At 48.8% G+C, this 24,218-nt stretch carries 18 protein-coding genes and 1 other annotated feature; of the genes, 3 read left to right on the top strand and 15 right to left on the bottom strand.

Going from position 1 to position 24,218, the window contains the following annotated elements; translation table 11 throughout:
- Nucleotides 1–31: 31 nt before the first annotated feature.
- The 8 genes from DWY63_RS03290 to DWY63_RS03255 form a co-directional block, all read right to left on the bottom strand.
- Complete coding sequence (locus DWY63_RS03290; protein ID WP_117801336.1) at nt 32–1,705, bottom strand: alpha-glucosidase; 1,674 nt, start codon at nt 1,703–1,705, stop codon at nt 32–34.
- A gap of 149 nt (nt 1,706–1,854) precedes the next feature.
- Nucleotides 1,855–3,546: a CocE/NonD family hydrolase gene (locus DWY63_RS03285; protein ID WP_158568312.1), complete on the bottom strand. Its 1,692-nt coding sequence runs from the start codon at nt 3,544–3,546 to the stop codon at nt 1,855–1,857.
- A gap of 4 nt (nt 3,547–3,550) precedes the next feature.
- Nucleotides 3,551–3,850, bottom strand: a complete 300-nt coding sequence (locus tag DWY63_RS03280) for an AtuA-related protein (RefSeq protein ID WP_022462826.1) — start codon at nt 3,848–3,850, stop codon at nt 3,551–3,553.
- A 4-nt stretch (nt 3,851–3,854) separates the two neighbouring features.
- A complete protein-coding gene (locus DWY63_RS03275) occupies nt 3,855–5,207 on the bottom strand; it encodes an acyclic terpene utilization AtuA family protein (protein ID WP_117801332.1) in 1,353 nt (450 codons plus the stop codon).
- Between the two features lie 195 nt (nt 5,208–5,402).
- Nucleotides 5,403–5,885 carry a helix-turn-helix domain-containing protein gene (locus DWY63_RS03270; protein WP_117801330.1) on the bottom strand — a complete coding sequence of 161 codons (483 nt, stop codon included), beginning with the start codon at nt 5,883–5,885 and terminating at the stop codon, nt 5,403–5,405.
- Nucleotides 5,886–6,131: 246 nt separating this feature from the next.
- Entirely contained in the window at nt 6,132–6,506 is a 375-nt protein-coding gene (gene rplL / locus DWY63_RS03265) for a 50S ribosomal protein L7/L12 (RefSeq protein ID WP_022462823.1), read from the bottom strand.
- 71 nt (nt 6,507–6,577) lie between these two features.
- Nucleotides 6,578–7,087 carry a 50S ribosomal protein L10 gene (gene rplJ / locus DWY63_RS03260; RefSeq protein WP_055227784.1) on the bottom strand — a complete coding sequence of 170 codons (510 nt, stop codon included), beginning with the start codon at nt 7,085–7,087 and terminating at the stop codon, nt 6,578–6,580.
- 37 nt (nt 7,088–7,124) lie between these two features.
- Nucleotides 7,125–7,269, bottom strand: a sequence feature (ribosomal protein L10 leader region).
- Between the two features lie 567 nt (nt 7,270–7,836).
- Nucleotides 7,837–9,393: a DUF5605 domain-containing protein gene (locus tag DWY63_RS03255; RefSeq protein WP_117801328.1), complete on the bottom strand. Its 1,557-nt coding sequence runs from the start codon at nt 9,391–9,393 to the stop codon at nt 7,837–7,839.
- Between the two features lie 298 nt (nt 9,394–9,691).
- On the opposite strand from DWY63_RS03255, the gene DWY63_RS03250 reads away from it, so the two are divergent.
- A complete protein-coding gene (locus DWY63_RS03250) occupies nt 9,692–11,407 on the top strand; it encodes a sensor histidine kinase (protein WP_158568311.1) in 1,716 nt (571 codons plus the stop codon).
- Nucleotides 11,408–11,442: 35 nt separating this feature from the next.
- Nucleotides 11,443–13,023 carry a response regulator transcription factor gene (locus tag DWY63_RS03245; protein WP_158568310.1) on the top strand — a complete coding sequence of 527 codons (1,581 nt, stop codon included), beginning with the start codon at nt 11,443–11,445 and terminating at the stop codon, nt 13,021–13,023.
- A 63-nt stretch (nt 13,024–13,086) separates the two neighbouring features.
- On the opposite strand, the gene DWY63_RS03240 is transcribed toward DWY63_RS03245, so the two are convergent.
- The 5 genes from DWY63_RS03240 to DWY63_RS03220 all read right to left on the bottom strand — a co-directional run bounded on the left by DWY63_RS03240 (nt 13,087) and on the right by DWY63_RS03220 (nt 19,967).
- A complete protein-coding gene (locus DWY63_RS03240; protein ID WP_055266923.1) occupies nt 13,087–13,986 on the bottom strand; it encodes a carbohydrate ABC transporter permease in 900 nt (299 codons plus the stop codon).
- Nucleotides 13,987–13,996: 10 nt separating this feature from the next.
- Complete coding sequence (locus DWY63_RS03235) at nt 13,997–14,935, bottom strand: ABC transporter permease (RefSeq protein ID WP_055266921.1); 939 nt, start codon at nt 14,933–14,935, stop codon at nt 13,997–13,999.
- 136 nt (nt 14,936–15,071) lie between these two features.
- A complete protein-coding gene (locus tag DWY63_RS03230; protein ID WP_117801322.1) occupies nt 15,072–16,622 on the bottom strand; it encodes an ABC transporter substrate-binding protein in 1,551 nt (516 codons plus the stop codon).
- 175 nt (nt 16,623–16,797) lie between these two features.
- Nucleotides 16,798–18,411 (bottom strand): apiosidase-like domain-containing protein, encoded by a 1,614-nt coding sequence (locus DWY63_RS03225; RefSeq protein ID WP_117801320.1) that lies wholly within the window; start codon nt 18,409–18,411, stop codon nt 16,798–16,800.
- A gap of 92 nt (nt 18,412–18,503) precedes the next feature.
- Nucleotides 18,504–19,967, bottom strand: a complete 1,464-nt coding sequence (locus tag DWY63_RS03220) for an alpha/beta hydrolase domain-containing protein (RefSeq protein WP_117801523.1) — start codon at nt 19,965–19,967, stop codon at nt 18,504–18,506.
- Nucleotides 19,968–20,357: 390 nt separating this feature from the next.
- On the opposite strand from DWY63_RS03220, the gene DWY63_RS03215 reads away from it, so the two are divergent.
- A complete protein-coding gene (locus DWY63_RS03215; protein WP_158568309.1) occupies nt 20,358–21,629 on the top strand; it encodes a prolyl oligopeptidase family serine peptidase in 1,272 nt (423 codons plus the stop codon).
- Nucleotides 21,630–21,814: 185 nt separating this feature from the next.
- Here DWY63_RS03215 and DWY63_RS03210 read toward each other — a convergent pair whose 3' ends face one another.
- The gene (locus DWY63_RS03210) at nt 21,815–23,602 is read right to left on the bottom strand and encodes a glycoside hydrolase family 2 protein (protein ID WP_117801317.1); all 1,788 of its coding nucleotides are present in this window, start codon (nt 23,600–23,602) and stop codon (nt 21,815–21,817) included.
- A 195-nt stretch (nt 23,603–23,797) separates the two neighbouring features.
- Complete coding sequence (locus tag DWY63_RS03205) at nt 23,798–24,010, bottom strand: small, acid-soluble spore protein, alpha/beta type (protein ID WP_055220834.1); 213 nt, start codon at nt 24,008–24,010, stop codon at nt 23,798–23,800.
- Nucleotides 24,011–24,218 lie beyond the last annotated feature (208 nt).

Genomic DNA, 24,218 nt, shown 5'->3' with positions numbered 1-24,218 from the left:
CAGAACCGCAGTTTTTGTTTCCGTTTTTTGTCTATTTATTTACCTTCAGCACCAGACACTGATACGGCTGCAGACGGATCGTTCCCTCGCCCGCCTCGCAGGTGTCATAGTTATTCAGAAGTACTTCTTCGATTGTATCTGTAAATGGCAATGTAATGCCATCCGCAAGAGAAGTAGTAAGGATCAGAATATTATTCTTCTCATCCTTCCTGCGGTACGCCAGAACGCCGCTTACCGTCTCGTATTCCGGAATCAGCATTCCGTAGAGGAAGGTTTCTTCCAGATCTTCACGTCGTCTTACTGCCACCATTTTGCGGTAAAACCACAGCAGCGAATCAGAATCCTTTTCTTCAGCCTCATAGTTCAGCTCCGCATAGTTTTTATTCACCGGGAACCACGGCGTACCTGTTGTGAATCCCGCCTCGGCAGATGCATCCCACTGCATCGGAGTTCTGCTGTGCTCGCGGCTCTCGCGGTTGATCTGCTCGAGCGCTTCCGCATCCGTTTTTCCTTCAGCAATCAGGCGGTCGTAAATAGCAAAGGTCGGTTTATCGACGAATCCCTGAATGGACTGTTTCGGGTCGTCGCGCATGCCGATTTCCTGTCCCTGATACAGGAACACAATACCCGGCAGGAAGAAATTAGTGACCGGAAGCATTTTTTCGCTGTAGAGGTTCTGATCCTCCGGCATCAGGAACCGGTCGATGATGCGCGTTTTGTCATGGTTTTCGAGGAAGTTGCAGAGCATGCCGCGGCCATCCACGATTTTCTGCGCCGCAAAAAGCTGATCGCGATAATCGTCAAACAACGCCACGGTATTGCCCCATTTCGGGTTACGCACATTGTCGAGGGTGTGACAAAAATCGAAAACGGACGAGAAACTGCCGTTTTCCCCAATCACATCCTCCACATCCTCCGGTCCCATGTGATCGTACTCTCCGATCGTCAGCGCATCGGTCGGCGCAAAGGTGCGCTCCTTCATTTCACGCAGAATGTCGGCAAGACCGTCTACGTTGTTAAAATACTCGAACGCCATATTGTACTCGTCCGGTCCATCCGGCGGAAGGTTGGTGTACTGATAATTCTTTTTCAGATGGCTGATCGCATCAAGACGGAATCCGCCAAGTCCCAGATCCATCCATTTTAAAATCATCTCATAAATTTCTTCCCGCAGCTCCTGGTTCTCCCAGTTGAGATCCGGCTGCTCTTTTGTGAAGATGTGGAGGTAATACAGGTTATCATATCTCGGTACTTTCTCCCATGCGCTGCCGCCAAAAATCGACCGCCAGTTGTTCGGCTCTTTGCCGTCTTTTCCTTCCCGGAACACATAATACTTTCCGTACTTTCCAAACGGATCTTTGAGTGCCGCCTGAAACCACGCGTGCCGATCAGAGGAATGATTCACGACAAGATCCATCAGAATGCGGATGCCGCGTTTTTTTGCCTCCGCGATCAGCTCCTTCATGTCCTCCATCGTTCCAAACGACGGGTCGATATCCATGTAATCGGAAATATCGTATCCGTTATCCACCATTGGGGATGCAAACACCGGGCAGAGCCAGATGACATTGGCTCCCAGCTTTTCTATCTGGTCAAGATGACGGATCACACCTTTGAGATCTCCTATGCCGTCCCCGTTGGTATCCTGAAAGCTCTTCGGATAAATCTGGTACCCGACCGTTTTGTGCCACCACTTTTTCTCCATCGCTTTTCTCCTGTTCTTTTGTTTTCGTGATGCGTACTGCTCTTTAGGTTTACCGCAAAACTTATAGTGTTTTCACTATATCACAAAAGAATGGATTGTGCTACTTTTTCTTTCTGATTTTTCCCGGACGCCTGCCTTATCGTTACACTTTACTGTTTTTTCATCAGCGGCAGGATCACACAGGATGCAGCTTTTCCACCCATATGAATGGTCTGATGAGCAATTTTATTCTCCGTCTTTTCCGACCACAGCCCTTTCTGATTGCTGTGGACATGGTACTGCGGAAAGTCGGAAGAGGAAATATCTACACGAATGCGGGAACCCTTTGGAATCGTGTATACAATATTCCACATAGTAATCTGTACCTCTGTCACGCTGCCCGGTTCATAGGCTCCGGCCTCCGTTTTTCCCTGCTCCAATGTTGCAATCGAGGAACGAATGTTGTACGCTTTTCCTTCCGGCGTTACCTCCATGATTTTAGCGGTAAATGCCGTATCCTCGCAATCACTTTCCACGAACAGACGGACGGAAGCTTTTCCGTTCAGCGTGAAAGTTTCTTCCAGCGGTTCTGATACAAAACTCAGGACATCCTCACGATAGTCCGGTTCCGGCTGAAGATGGCTGCCAATCTGCGGCATCGTATGCAGAAGGGCTTCTCCGCCGATGCTCTCGACGGGAGTGGCCGGGTCAAACGTGTAGTTTCTCGTTTTTTCCCGTTCCGGCGCGTCTTCCCGCAGTGTTTTCTCATCCAGATACAGCGTCATGCTTCCCGCAGTTCCTTCTTCTCCCAGTCCGTCGGACACGATGTCAATCCAACGGTCTGAGCCGATCTCATAGGCACGGATCCGCTGTGTTGGGATTTCTTTTTGTTTCAGCGTCAGCTCAAACCATTCCAGCATCTTTGGAATTTCTTCATTCTGCGGGTGCAGCACCTCTTTATCTTCAAGACAAATCTGGAAAAAGTGGTTCCATGCACCGATTTCCAGCCAGCTGTGCTGTTTCGTCTCCTCGTTCAGGCGCTCCCACGTTTTCATACTGCTACCGTGGTGATGATCGTACCAGCCGCTCAAGAGATAGATCGGGACTTTCGTTTTTGACGGGATTTCCCGTAACTGTTTCCACCAGCCCGTCTGCCAGAGCGCATCGCCCGGGTTCGGGCTTGTGATGTATTCGCGGTAGGACGGAACACGCTGTCCCCAAAGAGCTTCATCCACCTTGACCTGCGGCAGATAGCGACAGCTTTCGCGGTAATCGGCGGACACCGGTTTTTCTGCATTTTCCATCGACCATGCGGTTAAGATATCGTGGCGGAAGCAACCTTTTTCGTAGGCTGAGGTAAAGCGGTCGGTTCCATAATCTTCAAGGAACATGGCAGCAACCTTTCCTTCCGCGGCATCGGCGAAAGCCCAGCCGGTCATACTCGTGTAGGAATGGCCCCAGTAGCCTAAAATCTCGCACCATGGCTGTTCCACAAGGTAATTCATCGTGTCGATGCCATCATTCCGTTCGTTAATGTTTGGCTCCCATTTTCCTTCCGACTGCTCCCTGCCGCGGCAATACTGATAGACATACACATAACCTCTGTGTGCCAGTCCCTCGCCGTACGCACGATGGATCCGGTCATTCCCCGGGTAGCAGGTTCTGGTCAGGATGACAGGATACTTTTTTTCTTCTGCCGTGTCTTCTTTTGGAAAATAATAGATCGTGTGAAGCTTCACGCCGTCACGCATCTCGATCTGTTTTTCTTTTCTCTCAAATGCTGCATAGCTTTCGGAAACGCCGCTTTTCGCAAATTGTGCTTCTACGCGTTTTACCGCAGCCGTCATAAAATCTTCTGCCATCGCCCTATACCTCCATTTCAAGCAGTGCCATACCGAGTGTCTTTCCATGTTTGTCCAGCGCCAGCGATCTTGTGACACCGCCGCCGAGTGTCTTGTCGAGGACAAAGTTCAGCGCATGGATTCCGTCCAGTTCGTAGCGGGTTACTTTTCCGTGACAGATTTCGCGGAAGTATTCTGCTACGCGTGCTTCTGTTACTTTTTCTTTCAGCATTTCATAATTGTTCTCATCATATGGGATCACCGAAATATTGGAGATCTCGCCTTTATCGCCTGTTCTTGCATGTGCAATCTCTTTTAATTTCATCGCCTTATACCTCCCGGAATGTAACTTTTGCTTCTACTGCATCGCGCGGCACAAAAATTGAGCAGACCGAGACAATCTCGGACACCCGTTTCACTGCTCCGCCGCCTCCTGCGGGACCGTTGGTATAGAGAGCCTCCACCTCGTTTGCCAGCAGAACGGCATTTTTCCGGTCTTTCGTTCTGCCTGCGGCGCGGAGGCGCACTTCACACGGAGTTCCACTTCCGATCTCCTTGGAAATTGCATCACGATACAGGGAATTGCATCCGATAAAATCAGTACGGTACTCTTCCAGCTCGATGCCTGTCAGTTCAATCCGCTTCTCCAGAATCTCTGCCGCCAGCTCCGCCCGTGCCATACAGTTGCTTCCGCCGTAGGAAATTTCACCCTCACCGATGAAGCAGTCCTTGTAGCCGACACTCACTTTCAAAGTTTCCGGTCTTCCATGCGTTGTCGCATGCTCGGCGCGAACCTGGTTTTCCCCGATCTGCCGGAACGTCACCTTTGAAAAGTCCGCTGTTGCATCCGGGGTCAGATAAGCCTTTGGGTTGTGGATTTCGTAGATCATCTGCTCTTTACAGGTATCCACACTCACCAGTCCGCCACTTCCCTCGACCTTTGTCACGGTAAATGCGCCTGTCTCGTCGATCTCAATGAGCGGGAATCCAAGTTTCCACAGATCCGGCACATCCTTGTAGCCCGGATCCGCAAAATAGCCGCCTGTCACCTGTCCGGCGCACTCCAGCAGATGGCCTGCCAGAACCGCCTGTCCCATCTGATCCGGGTTGTCGTCAATGTTCCATCCGAACTCATATACCAGCGGTCCGATCGTCAGTGCAGGATCGGAAACGCGACCGGTAATGACAAGATTGGCACCCTCTTCCAACGCTTTTGTGATGCCCTCCGCACCCATATAGACGTTCGCAGAAATCAGAACATCTTTTTTCTTTTTTAACAGCGTGCCATCCTCCAGCACTTTTTCATTTTCATACTTATCCAGTTCGTCTGTAATATCATCGCCGGTCACACAGGCAATTTTCAATCCTCCGACACCCAGTTTTCTGGCAATTTCACACGTCCGTTCGGCAGCAGATACCGGGTTGGCAGCTCCCATATTGGTAATGACTTTTACTTTGTTTTTCGCCATCAGCGGGAGAATTTTTTCCATTCGGTAGTCGAGCAGCTGGTTGTATCCCTTCGACGGATCTTTCTCTTTGTCCTGCTGCCCGATCGCAACGGTGCGTTCCGCCAGACACTCGAAAATAATGTAGTCCAGATTTCCTTTTTCCATCAGCTCCACTGCCGGCTCAATGCGGTCTCCCGCATAGCCTGCGCCGCTTCCGATTCTGATTTTTTTCATGTTCTATGGCCTCGCTTTCTTTGATCTGAGATCATTGTAATGCGATATCCGGGCAGATACTACAAAAGGGATCGTAATTTCTAAAATTTTAGAAATCATGATCCCTCTTTTATGTGAGTTCTGTTACAGCAAAGACAGAAAATACCACAAAGCCCCAAAGCTGCAGAAATTCCGGCATTTCATTCTCCTTCTGTCTTATTCTTTGATTTTATTATATAACGTTGCCAGCGAAATTCCGAGTTCCTTTGCCGCTTTTTGCTTCCCTTCCATATCCCGTCCGTACAGCAACAACGTATTTTTGATCTCCTGCCGTTCAAAGCGGCGCACCCGCTCTTCCAGCGTCATGTGAGCCTCTGATTCCCGTTTTTCAAACTGTACGAGACTCGTCACAATTGAGATGCTTCCGCGGATATGATGCTCTTCCCAGATCGGATAAACACTTGCAAAGTATTCCTGTGTTCCCTCTCTCCGCACCATTCCCTCGACCGGGATGCCGCTCCAAATGACTTCCGGAGCAATGGCAGATTTACGGTACTCCGTGATTTTATGACCTTTCGCGGTTTCAAGCGGAACGCCGATGAAATCGCTGTAGACTTGATTAAAGAACACAATCCTGCTGTGCTGATCGCAGATCAGGATTCCCTGCTGTAGAGATTCCAGAATGGAATGTACCTGCATTTCTTCTCCCTCCCACTTTCATCCATTTTGTACTCAAAAAAACACTCTCTGTGGGCTTCTTTCGTTATCACTGCAGTCACCACGGGCAGCGTCGGCAAGGACTTTATCTCGTTGCCTCCGCCACAGTGCGCTCCTGCCCGGATGGCTTTTTACTTTACAGAAAAATTCAACGAAGTATCCTGTGAAGAAAAAAACGCACGGCAGGAAATCCCGCCGTGCGTCCATAGATTCTGATTTACGCTTAAATTATTTAAGAGTAACTTTAGCGCCTTCAGCCTCAAGTTTAGTTTTGAGCTCTTCAGCTTCTGCTTTGGAAGCACCCTCTTTGAGGACTTTCGGAGCACCGTCAACTACTTCTTTAGCTTCTTTCAGGCCAAGTCCTGTAGCTTCACGTACAACTTTGATAACTTTAACTTTGTTCGGGCCAACCTCTGTCAGCTCTACGTCGAACTCGTCTTTCTCCTCAGCTGCTGCTGCATCGCCTGCTGCTGCTGCAACTACAACGCCTGCTGCTGCGGATACGCCGAACTCTTCCTCACATGCTTTTACAAGATCGTTTAACTCTAATACAGATAACTCTTTGATAGCGTCAATAAACTCTGCGGTTGTTAACTTTGCCATTTTATTTTCCTCCTTGGATATTTTCTGAATAATGTTCTCAGGCTGCGTATTTCACGCTGCCCGCTTGAGGCTTAGGCCTCTGCTGCGCCGCCTTTGGACTCTGCGATCTGGTTGAGGACGCGAGCCAGGTTTGCGATCGGGGACTGGATGCTTCCAAGCAGTTTGCCAAGAAGTTCTTCTCTTGACGGAACGTTTGCCAGTGCTTCCATTCCAGCTTTGTCGTAGTAGTTTCCTTCTACAACACCAGAAACCATCTCCAGCTTCGGAGCGGTTTTTGCAAATTTAGCGATGATTCTTGCCGGAGCTGTTGCATCGTCCTTGCTGATTGCGATAGCGTTTGTGCCATCCAGGTCTTTGGTAAGAGACTCGAAAGCAGTACCAGCGAATGCACGTTTCATCATTGTATTTTTGTATACTTTGTAATGAACGCCTGCTTCTCTTAACTCTTTACGCAGCTGAGTATCCTGAGCAACGGTTAATCCGCTGTAGTTTACCAGCAGCACGCACTGTGCGCCTTCTACCTGTGCGCTGATCTCTTCCAGGACCGGCTTCTTCAGATCGATTTTTGCATTGATTGCCATGATTGCACCTCCTTGTAGTATTTCGTACCTACGCTTTGGAAGTATAAAAAAAGCTCTTCGCGAAGATTGGCGAAGAGATCTCAAAATTCCATAACATGAACCTTGTGTAACTTCTCCTCGGCAGGCGTTTGAAACTTACGCCTTGCGGCACCTGCTGTCTTCGGCGTGATACAAATGGTATATTATCATATGTGAGGAGGGTTGTCAAGATCAAAATGAATTTTTTTCATATTTGTGCAACTTCATCGTTACTGTTCACTCAGCAGTGAAACACCTGCTGTTTCGCTGCGTAAGAAAGTGATTCAGGAGTGAGCAGCCCTCCTTTTGCGAAGCAAAACTTTAAATGAGGGCTGCGAATGTTACAGTTCGCAGGGAATCTGTGAACTGTAACACTTCATCAAAATATGCGTTCTATTTTTTCAAACCGTTTCTTCCTATACCATGTTATACTTACGTTGTTGTCGCCTCCCAAACTGGCAACAGGAAGGGGGTGAGCGCATGTCTATACTTATTTCTCTTATCGTTTCCGTTGTAGCAGGTGTAATCAGCTACTATATCTGCAAGTGGCTAGACGGAAAACATGGTGACAATTAGCCCAGGCGGATGCCCTTCCGTAAAATAGGGAAGAACCCCCAGCAGTTGCCGCTGCTGGGGGTTCGCTTTGTGAACACATGTCACTTATTTCTCTTATCAGCTACATATACTATATCATATGCAGAACCGAATTTCAAGATTCCTCTCCCACATTTTTATTTCACTTTCACCAGTCGCACAGCCATATACGGTCTTGACGGCATGTCGATCGTGAATTCTCCGCTGTGGCGGCCTGCCGGGGTGATGGTCATGTTCCAGGTGTCGATGACTTCCACATCAAACTCCTGGCCTTCCGGCATGTGGAACGGGCGACGGCATGGGCGGTTGGCTCCGAAATAGTACATGATACAGTCTTTTCTCGGATGGCTTGCGCCGTTCGTGCAGCAAGTCTCATCAAAGAATGCCGGAAGCGGCTCCATATAGCCTCCGTTTTCTTCCATAATGTCCAGCAGGAACTGAATACGCGCCGGGCTGCCGCCCCTCAGCTCTCCGCCGTGTGACCACCAGATCACACCGTTTTCATTTTCATACGTCTCGCCGTGCTGGCCATATCCACCTCTGGTATATGCCTCCCAGAACCGGCGTGTCATCTCCTCGCCGCTGATATTTCCCCAGCCGAACGGAAGATTTCCTTCATATGCAATCTCATCGAGTACGCACGGTTTTCCATACTGCGGGCGCCAGATTTCCACATTTTCTGCGGTACGGTACAGATCGATTCTCTGCAGACTGCAGTGCGTGATCCATCCCCTGGAATGATCGTACATGGTCATACAGTTGTGAATGGAGCGCAGATGGCGGTACGGATCCTGACGGCAGACGGTTTCTGCATTGGACTCCCACTCGGATACCGGTTTCCAGCGGAACAGGTCAAATTCATTTGCCATAGCCCACCATACATTGTGGTATGCACTGAAACGGTTGACAACGTATCTTAAATAAAAGTTCTGCTGCTCCAGATTCATGCGGGAATAGCCCCAGCGGTCGTACGGATGGAACAGAATCAGATCGGCCTGGATTCCCATGGTGCCAAGGCGTGCGATCGTGTTTTCAATGTGTTCAAAATAAGAAGGATTCGGACGGGTATAATCCCATACTTCATCCGGGTTTTCGATCATGGCATCAATGCCGCCGAACATATTGCGCGGCGCTTTTTCCAGCTTCTCTGTCTCAAAGTCAGACGGAGACCACGGAGAATTTTCACGAATTTCAAACGGATACTGTGCCGGCTCTTTTAAATTGTAGACATAGTGCTTCGGGAAAACGCAGAAGCGGATCTTATTAAACGGAGAAGCAGCAAGGCTTTCATACGTTTTCTCCTGAGTCTCCTTACTCTGCAGCTCCCACACATAGCAGGTCGTACCGCACGGGTAGTATTCCTTTCCGTCATCGTAAGCAAAATGGTAGGTGTTTGCTACCCGAACCGGACCGTGGCAGTTTTCATCGGCTGCGCTGACCTCCACCGTCACCTTCGCCTCATCGCCCCAGCTTGTTACTGCGGTAATCTCATACGTTCCTTCGCAGGATGGCATAAAGCGAAGCTTGTATACGCCGTTTCCATCATAAAAGCCCTCGGCATGCTTTTCCTCTGCCTGGCCTGCCATCGTTCCTTTCACCCACTGCTCCGCGAACGGATTTCCCTCGGACGGTCCCCGGAAAACCAGTTCTGCAATTCCATATCGTTTTACATATTCGGTATAAGACTGTAACATACGTTCCACCTTTCTGAAATAAGTATTGCTTCGTATCGTGATAATTTAATTTTACTAAATGCATTTTGAATAGTCAATCTTTTTAAATTAAACTTTTAAACAATAATTCAGTTGTTTTTTTATCACTTTTGCCGATATCTATTTCTTTTTTCCTTGTATTTATTGACGTTTTTTCACTTTTATTGTAAACTTTCCCATAGAGTCTGCCGGACCTTTTGCTGAACAGTTCCGGCATTTTCTTTTTATCTGGCTCAAAATTCAGCATATATCTAACATGTACAGGAGAGGAGATGGTCCTTTGAAAAAACGCTTTTCCAAAATTTCCATACACTCACTTGGTTTTCGCATTTTTGTTCTGCTTGCAGTCATGATCGTCCTTTTTTGTGCTCTTGTCGTGTACAACAACACAGCCGCTTTTGGTCTGATGCTGGAGCGAATCCATGAGAACTCGGAAAATACACTGGTTCTGTACCAGAAAAGCCTAGATGAAAATCTTTCCCGCACGGAAACCTATCTCTATGTTTTCGCCTTAAATGATGCCGATCTTCTTTCGCTTCGCGCAGCGGAACCACAGACAACCGGCTGGTATGTCACGTTGAATCGGATCAAAAAAAGCTTTGAAAGCGCAACGCCGAACTACACGGTCGATGGCTTTTTCTGCTATCAGGAAGCCACCGATGCCCTGGTTCTCTACGATCAGACCAGCAACCCTACACCGCTCCTCTGGAACTATATCCGTAAAATCGCCAATACAGAGGATCCATCCTCTGTTTGGAACCTCAATGAAATCAACGGGAAATACTATCTTGTCCGTATCCTGAACCTGAACGGATATCTGCTCGGCGCGTACATTTCTACGGATACACTCCTTGGCACTCTGGTCAATACCAAAACGCAGGACAGCCTTCTGTATTTTTCCGATGGCTCCCTTCTTCTGCGCACCCCGTCAAGCAATGTCCGCATGGAGGCTCCCCGCTTGAAATGGCGGCGGTATCCTTCCTACGACATTGATGGAACCTCCTGGATGGCTGTTTCACATGAACTGAAGGAAACACCGCTGTCGCTGACCCTGCTTTTGAAGGCTTCGGAATACACCAAATATCAGAGCAGCTTTTATCTTCTCGCCCTGATCGTTTCTCTCGGTCTGTTCGTAATCTGGCTGCTCCTGTCTGCTTCCCTGCACCGCTGGGTTCTTCACCCGGTTCACATGCTGACGCATGCGCTGGAACAGCTCCGCGGCGGTGATCTCAAGGTGCGGATTCCGGATGACGCCATGCTCGACGAATTCCGGAAAATGACGACCACTTTCAACGATATGGTCGAAGAGATCGATGATCTGAAAATCGCGAATTATGAAAAACAGCTCGCCCGTCAGAAGCTGGAAGCGCTTTACCTGAAGCAGCAGATCACGCCGCATTTTATGATCAACTGCCTGAACACCATTTATCAGCTGACTGAAAATAACCACGCGGACCTGGCACGGCAGATGCTTCAGAACCTGAGTGTACATCTGCGCTATACGCTTTCCTCCGGCCAGACCGTCTCGCTTTTAGAAGAGCTAAACCTTGTAAAAAACTACGTGGAGCTTTCCTCCATCCGCTATCCCGGCGCGCTGCGCCTGCTCCCTTCCTGCGAAGAATCGCTGCACAATGCAACGGTTGTGCCGCTTATGCTCCTGAACTTTGTGGAAAACACGATCAAATATGAGGTCGTTATGGGGAAAGTGCTGGACATGCATATCGATATCACCGCGCAGGAAGAAAATCAGTGCACCCGTCTTCATATCTGTATCTGGGATACCGGACGCGGTTTTTCCGAGGATATACTTGCCGTGATGCAAAAGCTTGATACCTATGTAAACTCCGAGCAGGAACACATCGGCATCACAAATGTGGTGCTCCGCCTCCGCCAGATTTTTCCCGACGCGGCTTTTGCTTTTGGCAACCGCCCCGGCGCAGGCGCTCAGATTACCATTGATTTTCCTTACGTTCCCTTTTTCCGCATCGACGGATAACCGGAACAGCTAAAAATATGTTTTGGGAGGTTATTATGAACCTGTTAATTGTAGACGATGAATATTATACCGTCGAAAGCATCTCCAACAAAATCCGCACACTACGCCCGGACTTTTTTGAGATTTTCTGTGCCTACAATCTGACGCAGGCATTGGAAGCCTTTTCCGCGCATCCGATTGATCTGATGATCTGTGATATCGAGATGCCCGGCGGTTCCGGCCTCGAACTGCTGGACCAGATCCGCCAGGCACACTACGAAACCGTCTGCATTTTTCTGACCGCCTATGCAAAATTTGAATATATTTCCCGCGCTATGAAGCTTTCCAGCAGTGACTATCTGTTGAAGCCGCTGGACGACCATGCTCTTCTGGAAGCTCTTGACAAAGCCTGTGCGCAATGTGAAAAGCAGCAAAAGGACCGCGTCAACACCCTTCATGCCAATTACTGGAAGGAAAGTGAGCTCCCGCTTGCGGAACAGTTCTTCCTCGACCTGTTAAATGGCAGTATTTCCTCTGCTCCTTCCGAAGTGATGGATGAAATCCGCTATCGCCGTCTGAATGTCGAACTGATTCATCAGCCCTTCTGTCCGCTTCTGATCCAGACCGGACAGACGAACTCCTTTTCTCCGACCGACAACCGTACCCTGTATGAATTTGCCTTAAAAAATATTGCCCGGGAATATTTTTTTGAACCCGGCGAGCTGCCGCTGACGATCCGTGTGCTTGATGGTTTTTATCTTCTGCTTCTCCCGGCCTCCACACACTCTCGGGACGCCGTGATTGGCCGATGCCGTCAGGCCCTGACCGACTTTGTGACACACTTTCCGTTCTCGATCAACTTTTTCGTTGATCAGAAGGTCTGTCTCCCGGAAGACCTGCGAAAAGCTTTTCTTTCCATGAAAGCCTTCGCCGGAAAGAACGTCACCTACGAAAATCACGTTTTCGATCTTGCCGCTGAAACCGAAGCTCCTGTTCAGACGCCTTTTCAGCCGATTCCATCTGACCGCTGGTCCGATCTTCTCACATCCGGAAGAACGGAACAGCTTCAGATTGAGGTTTTCGCTTTCTTAAATCAGACGAAAAGCTCCGGCACTGCTACACGGGAATTTCTGACCGGCTTTTACTATCAGTTCCTGCAGCTGCTGTTTCGCCAGATGGATCATCCGGGCAGCGAAGACGAAGCCTTCCGTCGCCAGATTACCGTTGCTTCCCCGGAGCAGACCTTCTCCTCGTTTGGTGCTTTACGAGAATGGATTTCCAACAGTCTTCTGCTGTTCACACAAAGCCGTCAGGCAGCCGCTTCCCAGGACACGGCTGTTGCCACCGTGAAGGCATATATCGAATCGCACCTCTCCGACGAGCTGGATCGCGATACGCTTGCGGCCATGGTGTATCTGAACGCCGATTATCTGTCCCATCTCTTCAAAAAAGACACGGGAAGTTCTCTCATCAACTACATCATCGACCGCCGGATTGCTCGCTCCAAGGAGCTTCTCGCAAAGGGCGAAATGAGCATCCGCGACATTGCCATCACCTGCGGCTTCCAGAATATTTCGTACTTCTCCCGCCAGTTTAAAAAATCGACGGGCATGACACCACGGCAGTTTAGAAATTAAAAAAATCCGGCCTTCCTTTTGCATATCGGAAAGCCGGATTTTTTGGATTCACTTACTTTTTTATCAGCCCTTCACGCCGCCAAGGGTAATACCTTTTACAAAGTTTTTCTGGATGAACGGATAAATGATCATGATCGGCAGAATACCAAGTGCTGCCATCGCCATCCGAACCGTTCCGGACGGGATCTGGGAGAGACCCTCGCCTGCCTGCGCCATGTTGTTGGCATTCTGCGTCAGTGCCTGAATATTCTGCATCAGACGGTTCAGCAGATTCTGGATACTGTAGAGATCCGTTCTCTTGGTCAGATAGATATAACCATTGTTCCAGTCGTTCCAATAGGCAATACCAGAGAACATGGCAACTGTTGTAATAATCGGCTTGGACAGCGGAATTGCGATCTTCCACATAGTCTGGAACTCGTTTGCACCGTCAATATAGGCAGCCTCGAGAATTTCATCCGGCACACCGGTGACAAAGTAGCTCTTCATCAGAAGAACGTTGAATGCGCTCATCATCAGAGACGGAACCAGCAATCCGAAAAACGTATCTTTCACATGAAATACGGTTGTGTAGTTGATATAGGTCGGTACAAGGCCTCCGTTGAACAGCATGGTAAAGAACACCAGAAAGGTCAGGACATTGCGTCCCGGCAGACCTTTTTTCGAAAGACCATAGGCCAGACAGGTTGTCAGGGCAAGGCTGCAGACAACGCCGGTTGCGGTCAGGATAAAGGACATTCCATAGGCTTTGATTACCATGGAACTGCTGGATGTGAATACCCACTCATAAGCATAGGTACTCCACTTTTCCGGCAGAAAAGAGTATCCATTCTGTAACAGAGTTGCATTGTCAGTCAATGAGGAAATGAACATCAACAGAATCGGAATGATCGCGAGCAGTGTCAGGATTGTCATGATCAGATGGCCGAAAAAGCTATAAATTTTATCTTCTCTTGTTTTCATACCGTTCCTCCTAGATCAGCGCGCTGTCGCGGTCAATTTTACGTACCAGCAGGTTGGCGCCAAGCACCAGAATAAATCCTACGATCGACTGGTAAACACCGGCTGCGGCAGACATCGAAACATTGCCCATCTGAAGCAGTCCGCGATATACGTAGGTATCAATTGTGTTTGTTGTGGAATACAGAGCTCCCTGGTTCATCGGCACCTGGTAAAAGAGACCGAAGTCAGAGTAGAAAATTCTTCCGATTGCCATCATGGTCAGCATGATAATGGTCGGACGCAGAAGCGGCAGGGTAATATATTTGATCTGCTGCCATCTCGTTGCACCATCGATCTTGGCTGACTCATAGAAGGATTTATCAAATCCCATCAGTGTTGCCAGATACACAATACAGTTGTAGCCAACCGACTTCCATGCACTGACAAAAACCAGGATAAACGGCCAGTATTTCGGTTCCGAATACCAGGAAACCGGATCTTTTCCCAGCGCCTTTAAAATCGTGTTGTTAATGAATCCGTTTTCTACACTGAAGAATGCAAAAACAAGATATCCGATGATAACGGTGGAGAGGAGGTTCGGAAGAAGGATTGCACTCTGGTAAACTTTCTTCCGTTTTCCTTCCAGTTCACTTAAGATAATAGCTACTGCGATTGCCAGTGTTGTGTTGATTACGATAAATGCCACATTGTAGAGAATGGTATTTCGTGTAATAACAAAGGCATCGCTTGTCGTAAACAGATATTCAAAGTTTTTCAGTCCTACCCATGGACTTCCGTAGATGCCTTTTCCGGCATTGTACTGTTTGAATGCAATCACAAGACCCGGCAGAGGCATGTAATTGTTGATAAACAGATAAATGAGACCCGGCAGCATCAGAATATAGATCGGCAGAAAACGTACAAATGTTTTTCGTCTTTTCTGGCTCTTCTGACTTTTCACTCTTGCCATGTTTTTCCTTCTCCTTTTTTCTTATCCGCAGCCGGTCATGACGCGTTCCGGTTTTGACAGATTTTTCTCTTCTTACAACCTGCGCCGTCCTGTTTTTGGGACGGCGCAGTCATTTTTTGATCTAAATTCTTAAACTTTATTTGTTTGCTTCCTGCCACGCTGCAAGCTGTGCCTTTTTCTCGTCGATAATCTTCTGAAGGCCTGCAGTCATCATCTTATCATTCATTTCGGCAATTCCGGTCTCCGGGTCTACAAAGCCGTACTCTACGCTGGTCTGATACTCGTTGTATACGTTCTGTACTGCTGTGAGCTCGTTTGCCACATTTGTGCTGTCAAAGGAGAAACCGCTTGCTTTGGAAACCTTTGCATTGGTGTTAAACTCTTTCATCTCTGTCCACAGATCCGGATCATTTCCTTCCCATACATGGGTCAGGAACTGGTTCGGCATCATCCATCCCATAGAATGATTCCATCCGGAGTTGGATGCATCTACACCGTCTGCATAAGTAGCAAGTCCGTCATCGCCAATTTTATAATGTGTTCCCTCGATGCCCCATGCCAGAAGGTTTGCGATATCGGCATTTGTGTAGCACTCATTCAGGAATTTCATGGCTGCTTCTTTATGCTGTGCAGAGATCGGAATGGTCCAAGGCATACTAGCCACAGATGTGGAACTGATATAGTCATCCAGTGTCTGGAAGATGGTCATATCGCGACCGGTCAGTGTAGTCTCCTGCGCTTTGATGCCAGGCTTTCCGCCTGTGGTATAGCTCATCAGAGTTCCGGCTTTTACAAGCTCTCCGACTGCTGTTGTATCGGTCGATGCATCGGCACTGATATAGCCTTTCTGATTGTAGTCATACAGTCTTGCACAATAATCCTTGTAGAAATCGCTCTCAAAGAGATTTACAACATCAAGGTTCTGGCCATAGTCAAGCAGAACACCGAACACATTTCCTCCAAGGGAGTCTACGTTAGAGAACTGCGACATAGAACCTGTTGTCGGACGATAAACCTCTTTGTCCGGATACTTCTCATGCAGCTGTGCATAAATGTCATTTAATTCATCCAGACTGATTTTTACGATCTCATCGTCTGTGTTTGCTTCGTAGCCAATACCATCGAGATACTCGGTTGCGATCGCTGCGCATCCACGTCCCTGTGCAATGTCTCGGTTACTTGGAAGTCCATATAAAACTCCGTTTACACGGCAGGCATCTACATTTTCCTGTCCAACCGCATCAATAATTCCCTGTCCGTAAGTCTGAATCAGATCATTTTCTTCCAGGTCGGAGAGGTATCCCTGCTGAATTCCGGTTGCATATGGGAAACCTACACATGCAAGTACATCAATTTCCTCATTTGCGGAAAGCGCCAGCGTCGTGTTCTGGTTAAAGGAACCGTAATCAGTAATGGAAAGCTCAATTTCAACACCAATCTTATCTTTTGTGATATCATTGATGGCTTCCTGTACTTTCTCCGTATCTGCCGGAGCACCCGTCCAGGTCGGAAAGCTTACGATGATTTTTTCCACTTCTCCGCTTCCGTTCTCTGCTGTACTGGATGCGGTACTCTTATCCTTAGAATCTGTCTTTCCAGAATCTGAACTTCCGCCGCTGCTTCCGCATGCAGCCATGGAGCATGCCATAATGGATGCCATGAAAATCGCTGCTACTTTCTTTTTCATTCTTTCGTCCTCGCTTTTTATCTTTTTGTCTTGCTACTTTATTTCGTTTCTGAGTTTCGGCCGTGACTCATTTGATGATCTTATTATATCTGCTTTCTTACCTCCAAAAAAGAACAATCCTGCGATGAATTTGCACTTTTCTGCGGTTTCTTTCCGCATTTTGTATAGTTTATGATCACTTTTCAGTTTTTTCTATGCATTCTGCTATCAGCACCCAATCTCCCGCCGCCGGTTTCTTTGGCATAATGCACGACTTTCCACGCACTTCCACCTGGATTTCTGCTTTTTCTGTCTGTCCCGTTCTCGGATCAAACCAGGAAATTGCATAGATTCCGTCGCAAAGGCCCGCGAGCGGTGTACTCATGCCATCCATCTCTCCGTAATAAATCAGTGCTCTCGTTTTATCCCGGCTGATCGTGGCAGCCGCAAGCTTATTGGCAAACGGGCTGATACTCTCCTCTGCTTCTGCCGGATCGTAAGGCACCATCTCCTCAAAATGATGTTCTTCATAGAAACGTTTCAGATATCCCATCTGTGCGCCTCCGGGGCCGTCAATGGCTTTCGCCCAGGTGATGCCAAATTTGTTGAATGCATTAAAATCCGGGTTGATGTCGCTTACCTCCCAGATATTATCCCAGATTCCCTGCGCACCGTACGTATAACCGCAGCCGCCGGTCTGGACTGCCATATATGCCACGCGGCGCAGCATTACATCGGTGCAGAGCCGGGTTCCGTTTTCTTCCAGTGTGGAACAGTATTCATACAGAGACTCGCCTTCAATGAACGGTTTTGTTCCGTGTTCCTTCCGATAGGTACGGTACCAGGACGGATTGATTGGAAAATCGCCGTGTCCGGCCTGATTCAGCACAAAATCAAACCATGATTCATCATAATAGTAATCTGCAAACGGACGCTCATTCGTATAATGTGCGGTCTGCAGTGTTCCATAGCCGTCCATTTCTTCCACATACTTTGCGACCTCACGCCAGCCTTTGATGGCTGTTTCCCGCGTCTTTCCCGGGAAATAGCCTGCCACTTCGCCTGCCAGCGTCCACACAACCGGAAGGGCGCCATAGCGGGCAATGATATAGCGCGCCAGATGTTTCTGGTGCTCCACGCCCTGCTCGATCGAGCCGGACCAGGCAAAACCGAGCGCGTTGACAAAGCCGAGGTCAGCGAGATACTGCATGCGGCGGTCGAGTTCGTTCTGGTAAAATGCCACATCTGGCACATCATCTGTGGCATCCGTTTTCCAGTAACGGCTCTTGTGCTCCTTCCAGCTGTCGCTTCGAAGGTTCGTCTGATAAACGTTATAACCCTGCTCCTTCCTGCGGTCCGCCATGCCGCGGAACATGCTCGTCATCTGCGGATGGTTCGACTCGTCCCACCGCTCACCAAAGGCAAATTCCCAGTGCGTATCACCGAGCCAGAAAAACGGTGTTCCGTCTGCATACGTCAGATATCTTCCTGATGGATGCACTTTCAGGAATCCGTGCCGATAAATGGCAAGATCTCCTTCGTATGGAATACATTCGATCGTTCCCTGCACTCCGGAAAGTCCCGTCTCCTCCGGTGCTTCCAACCTATAACTCCACATTCCGGTTTCGGTCGGCGCAAAGGCAATCCGATAGGTATTTCCGCCGTCCCAGTATGCTTCTCTTCTGATCCTTCTTCCCGACGGTCCCGTAAAAACACTCCAGATGGAAACATCGAGGAATGGATTGTTGTATGTTTTCTCACTTTGAAACGATAAAATAATTTGTCTCCACTGTTCTGCTTTCATCCCCATTTTGTTTTCTCCTTTATCTGCACAGAGCGCGCCCGGCTTTTCTTTCGGGCACGCTCCTCGAATCTGATTTTACTGTAACTGTTTATTGTTTATTATTCCAGTCCGCGTTTCTTTGCAAGCTGCACGGCAATCTCAACCATCTCCGCCGCATCCTCGCGGCAGACAAAGCCTTTCGTTACCTGCTCTTTCGTGTTTTTCTCCGCCATTTCCCGGTAATGTGCCAATGTTCCGTACAGCTCTTTTATCATTTCTTTCGAAAACGCCTGCTGATAACCGAACAATCCTTCCTTTTCCGATTCCGGATCCAGGAAATTCTGGCCTTTTTCAATGTCGCTGGTATTGCTGTATCTTCCGGTTGGATAGTCAAGGAGGCAGGTACGCAGTCCACCGATCGTATTTCCGAACGCATCCTTTTTGTTTTCTCCGTCGCTGTCAATCGCAATCCGGTCACAGTGCGCCGGAGCTGCGCCTGTCCGTACCCAGGTAAAGAGATTCCGAAATGCTGCCGCAAAAAGAATCTGGGACGGATAGTCGTTTCCTTCCTCATTTTTTCCCATATAGAATGGCAGATAGTTGATCCGCACCAGATCCGGATCGTTCTGATAGTAGTCCACATAGCTATAGGAAGTGTCATGGCTTGCACCCGTCACATCATACTGGCGGAACAGGAACTCCGGATCATCGCTGTCCTGCTGGGCAATGCGCCATGCTTCCATTCTTCCGTTTTCACTCTCCGTCTGCACAGCGATAAACGGCTCGCGCGCCTTTTCCACACGTGTCAGACGGTAATGGTAGGGATCCCTGCATTCATACTGGTTGACCGGAATACCAAGGGAATGGACTCCTCCACCGGAAAGGTAGCCATCAAATACGCACGCACCGCGTGCCACCTCCGGACGATACGCAAAGCTGTTCAGATAGCGGAACAGATACGAACCCGACTGTGACCAGCCCGTCAAATAGACGTATTCTCTCTTATATTCCCGAATCGGATTCTGCTCCTCATCGCCGCGCAGCAGCCACGCCAGGTCTGTCAGCATATCCCAGAAAAGACCCGTTTCGTAATCATGATTCAGATCGCCGAGTCCGCCTGTGGCCTGCAGTCGCTCCGAGAACGGTACCTCCGGTGTCGGGTTGGCCCAGGAAAGACAGCCGTAACGCTTTTCATCAAACTCCACCATTTTTGCGATCGTATTCGGTTTGCTTGTGATTCCCACATAGATATCTCCGTCCCGCACAAATTTCTTCCAGCCGAGAATCCACATGCGGTCAATCTCCATAAAACTCGTTGGGTTGATGATCTCCACTACAACGTTTCCGCTGCATTTTGCAGTGTCCTGCGGTGCGCGGACAATGATGCGGTTTGTATACGGCGCATCCGCAGTGCGCACACGGACGCCGCCGCGCTCGTCTGCAGTCTCATAGACGTTGGCCGTTCCACACATATAATATTCCTTCTCCACATAGCCGCGCTCCGACAGCTTCAGGTAACGCTCCGCACTGGCAAACGGATAGCTTTCTTTCGTTACCGGAATCTCCTCAAGTCTTGTAATCATCTCGTAAAACCTCCCTTTTTCCTTGTATGATTTTATTATTCCATACGGCTCCAATACGAAAAACAACGATTCTGCTGTTTTTTGACACTTTTCTGCTGTTTCTGTTTCGATCAGACTTTTTCCGTTCCGGAAACAAAAACACAGAAAAAGCATCTCTGTGCAACTTTATCTCTGATTTGTACTTTTTCTTTCGGAATGTCTGTAGTAAACTGGTATTGTCGGGCAGAAAAAAATTCTACTATTCCCAATACCGTCTTTTCTGCCCATGCAAACAATTGTACTCTCAAGCTTTTTCTGTACCTGATTTTGTGAGATGATTTTTGTCAGTCGCAAAAGCAAATGCAGAAAGACTCTGAGCGTACATTCCGTACAAAAGGAGGGTTTTTACAAATGAACGGAACTTATTATACCATTACCGAAGTTTTTGATTTCGGTCCGCATATTTCGAAAATAATTCTGGATTATGGCAAAAGCATGAAGGGTGCGGCCCCATCTCCGGAGCAGTTTACGGTACACGTTACCCGTACATCCACCGAGGGTGAGAACTTTGTCTGGCCGAATTTCATGGGTGACAAACCGGATGATTCCATGGACGGCACACGCCGCGTTTCGAACGTTTACGTTTCTGACAAAACCGGTGCACCGTGCGAGGACGGTACCTGTCTGACGCTGGAGCTGCCGTGTTTCATCATGGAAGGAATCGGCTCCATCATCAAATTCAACGGTAATTTTAATGTATTTGTCAATGTTGCTTACGATGTGACACAGACCTCTGAAATTGCAACAGACGATGATGCCATTTCTCCGCAGACGTTCGACGTAGACGGCGGAAACCGCGTCATCTACGGTGAATGGCTCAAAGAAGACCGCTACGATGATCCGCAGATTCCGCTCTCTTACGTTTACTACGAGCCGGAAATGGATGCGGATGAGAAAATCCCGCTGATCATCTGGCTGCACGGCGCAGGTGAGGGCGGACAGGAACCGCCGATTGCAGCAATCGGAAATAAAGTTGTAAACCTGATTTCCCCAAAGATTCAGAAAATTTTCGGCGGCAAGACCTACCTGCTCGCTCCACAGGCGCCAACCATGTGGATGGATGACGGAAGCGGAGAATATACCAAAGACGGTTCTTCCAAATATACCGAAGTTCTCGATGCCCTGATCGGTGCTTTCGTGGATGCCCATCCGCAGATCGACCGCTCCCGCATTTACATCGGCGGCTGCTCCAACGGCGGCTTTATGACCATGAAACAGATCATTTTCAACCCGTCCCGCTACGCTGCCGCATATCCGGTCTGCGAGGCTCTGGCGGATGCATTTATCTCCGATGAAGACATCCTGAAGCTCAAAGATCTGCCGATCTGGTTTACACACGCAAAAACCGACCCGGTTGTCGTTCCGGATGACTTTGTCGTTCCGACCTATGAGCGTCTGGCAAAGGTCAACCCGAATGCACACTTTACCTACTGGGACAAGGTACTCGATCACACCGGAACACAGAAAAATGCAGACGGCACCCCATTCGAATACATCGGCCACTGGTCCTGGATCCCGATGCTGAACGATGAGTGTGTCCTCGATTATGACGGCAAACCGGTTATGACGGACGGAAAAGAGACTCCGATTCTGGAGTGGATGGCTGCACAGAAAAAAGCATAACACAGCACTTGCCGGATTCTCCGCCTACGGCGGATTGTTGCAGTGAAAAAAACAGATGGTATGAAATCGGACTTCAAAGCTGATTTCATACCATCTGTTTTTGTCTGTTCTTGTCTTTTTTTCTCTGTTCCGTTTGATATCATCAACCGTGCAAGTCGGCTGATCTTTTTGAAAAGCTCTTGCCCCTACTGTTCTTTTCTTTTCAGCTCTTCATAAAATTTCTGCAACACATAAAATGCCGGTTTGCGGTACTTTTTGTCCTCAGAGAGCAGCCCCTTCCGGTTATAATATTTCTGGATCAGGCTTGTTCTGCGCGGGCAGCGGAAATCGTAGAGAATCCAGGGGGTCATGCCCTTGATGTAGTCAATGTTCCGCAGCGTTGCAATCTGTTTTTCGTACACATCCGCCTGGCACTCCTCGGTTCCTTTGTCCGAGATGGTTCCATGGTGATGCGGCAGCGCGTCTGCGCCGAACTCCGTTACGATAACCGGCTTGTCCGGCTGGCTGTTTTCCATCAGTGCCGGCAGCATCGCAAAATCCGGGGTGTACCAGCCGCAGTACTCGTTGATGCCGATGATGTCAAGGTATTCCATCAGACGGTCCTCAATCTTATTTTTCGCAGCATTAACCAGGCAGGCCGCAGACACCATTCGCGTCTCATCTTCCCGATGCGCGCATTCTGCCAGTGCGCTCATGAATTTCAGCCGTTCATCCGTATCGGCATTCTCATTTCCGACAGACCAGATGATCACGCTCGCGCGGTTCCAGTCACGGTTGATGAGTTCGCGGAGCTGATTCTGGGCATCCTCATATGTTTTTTCACGTTCAAAACGAATTGCCCAGTAAACCGGAATTTCCTCCCACAAAAGAAGCCCAAGCTCGTCGGCGAGTTTTGCCATTTCTTCGTTATGCGGGTAATGTGCAAGGCGCATGAAGTTGCATCCCAGTTCTTTCGCAATGCGGATATTTTCGATCCGTTCCTCTCTTGTCAGGCCTTTTCCGTTTTCCACGCTGTCTTCGTGGCAACTGATACCACGCAGGAAAACGGGCTCTCCGTTCAGCAGAATGTCTCTGCCGTTCACGCGAATTTCACGAAAGCCGACCCGATCGCTGACGGTATCGGTTCCACAGGTTACTTTTACATCATACAGCTTCGGTTTTTCCGGTGTCCAAAGCTCCGGTTTTGCATCCAAAACAACTTCTCCGGCTCCGTTTTCCAGCTGGATTTTCCGGCTCACGCCAAGCTCCTCGATGACAAGCTCTGCCTTGGCTGTGATTTTTTCCGACAGTGTCACTTTCGCCATAACATGTCCAAATGTTCCGTCCGGCACAAGCGCAATTTTAAAAGTTTTGATATGGCATTTCGGAACACGGATCAGTGCGATATCGCGGTATACGCCGCAGTAGTTGAACCAGTCGGTATTCTCGGTCGGCACCTGCTCCGGCCGTCTCGTTCCGTCAACAGCAAGCACGATGCGGTTCTCCGCTTTCAGGTATTCTGTGATATTCCAGAACGCCGGTGTCGATCCGCCGCGATGCATACCGACGTATTTTCCGTTTAAGAAAACGCGGCACAGATAATTGGCTGCGCCCACCTTCAGAAAGACTGTTTCCTCTCTTTCTGCGATATAGGAAAATTTTCTCGTAAAGACCATGCTTCCCTCATACAGGAGATACATCGGATCGATGGTATTCCAGCTGCACGGAAGCTGCATCACCGGCCACTCGTCAAAGGAATAGTCGATTGGCACAGTAAAGCCTTTTTCGTCGCGGTATCTCTCTTTGTACCATTTCTGGCGCAGACAGGTATCGTACTGATCGACTGCATAATGCCAGCCGCCGTTCAGCAGCTCCTCTCTTCTTCCCCCTTCAAATATCATCGTGTCCACTGTGGCAAATCCCGTTTCGTACTGTTCGGTATAATCCTCGAGATGGATATCCGACATATACTTTTTCTCTTTTTTTGCTTCCATAAACTTTTCCCTCACTTCTCCAAACGATCCGAAACACGCTCTGCGAGTTTCTCAGGGTATCGCGGCAGTCGCCGGGTCTCGTGCAGACACGGACTTTGGCGCGGCACCACCCATTCCTTGTTTTTATTATAACGCTTTCACAGGAAAAATCTATGGTCAAAACTGTTGAGGATATTGCAAAAATTGCGGTACCGCTTATTTTTCTTCGTTTTCGTTCTTTCCTTCCGCCGCCATCTGCCGCTTCCTCCGTGTCACAAGGCCACCGATCCGTCCCGTTTCTTTTGCCGTGAGTGATCGCCAGCCGTCATTCAGCACGCGTTCTAAAAGCCCCAGCTCACCTGCGATTTCGTATTTCATTTTCTCCTTCTCCGTCATATGTTCCAGATCAATTTTCTTCTGCCTTGCCATTTTTTCTACACTCCTTTTCTCTGCATTTTTGCTTTATCCAGAGTGTAGACACTTTTTTCCGGCCTTATACCTCCTGTTGTCAAACGGATATTCGCAATCCGCTTCGCTGCTTGCTCATAGCCGAAGAGCTGCTTCGCAGCTTATCTTTTCATCCCTGCTTTCGAAATCCCCCCCGAAGGCAGGAATCTTTTATCTGCCGCCACACAAA

It is taken from the genome of Blautia sp. AF26-2 (genome assembly GCF_003460955.1).
In the GTDB taxonomy this organism is placed as follows: Bacteria; Bacillota; Clostridia; order Lachnospirales; family Lachnospiraceae; genus Fusicatenibacter; species Fusicatenibacter saccharivorans.
The sequence above is the reverse complement of the archived record's forward strand: the minus strand, read 5'-3'. Positions and strand labels throughout refer to the sequence as shown.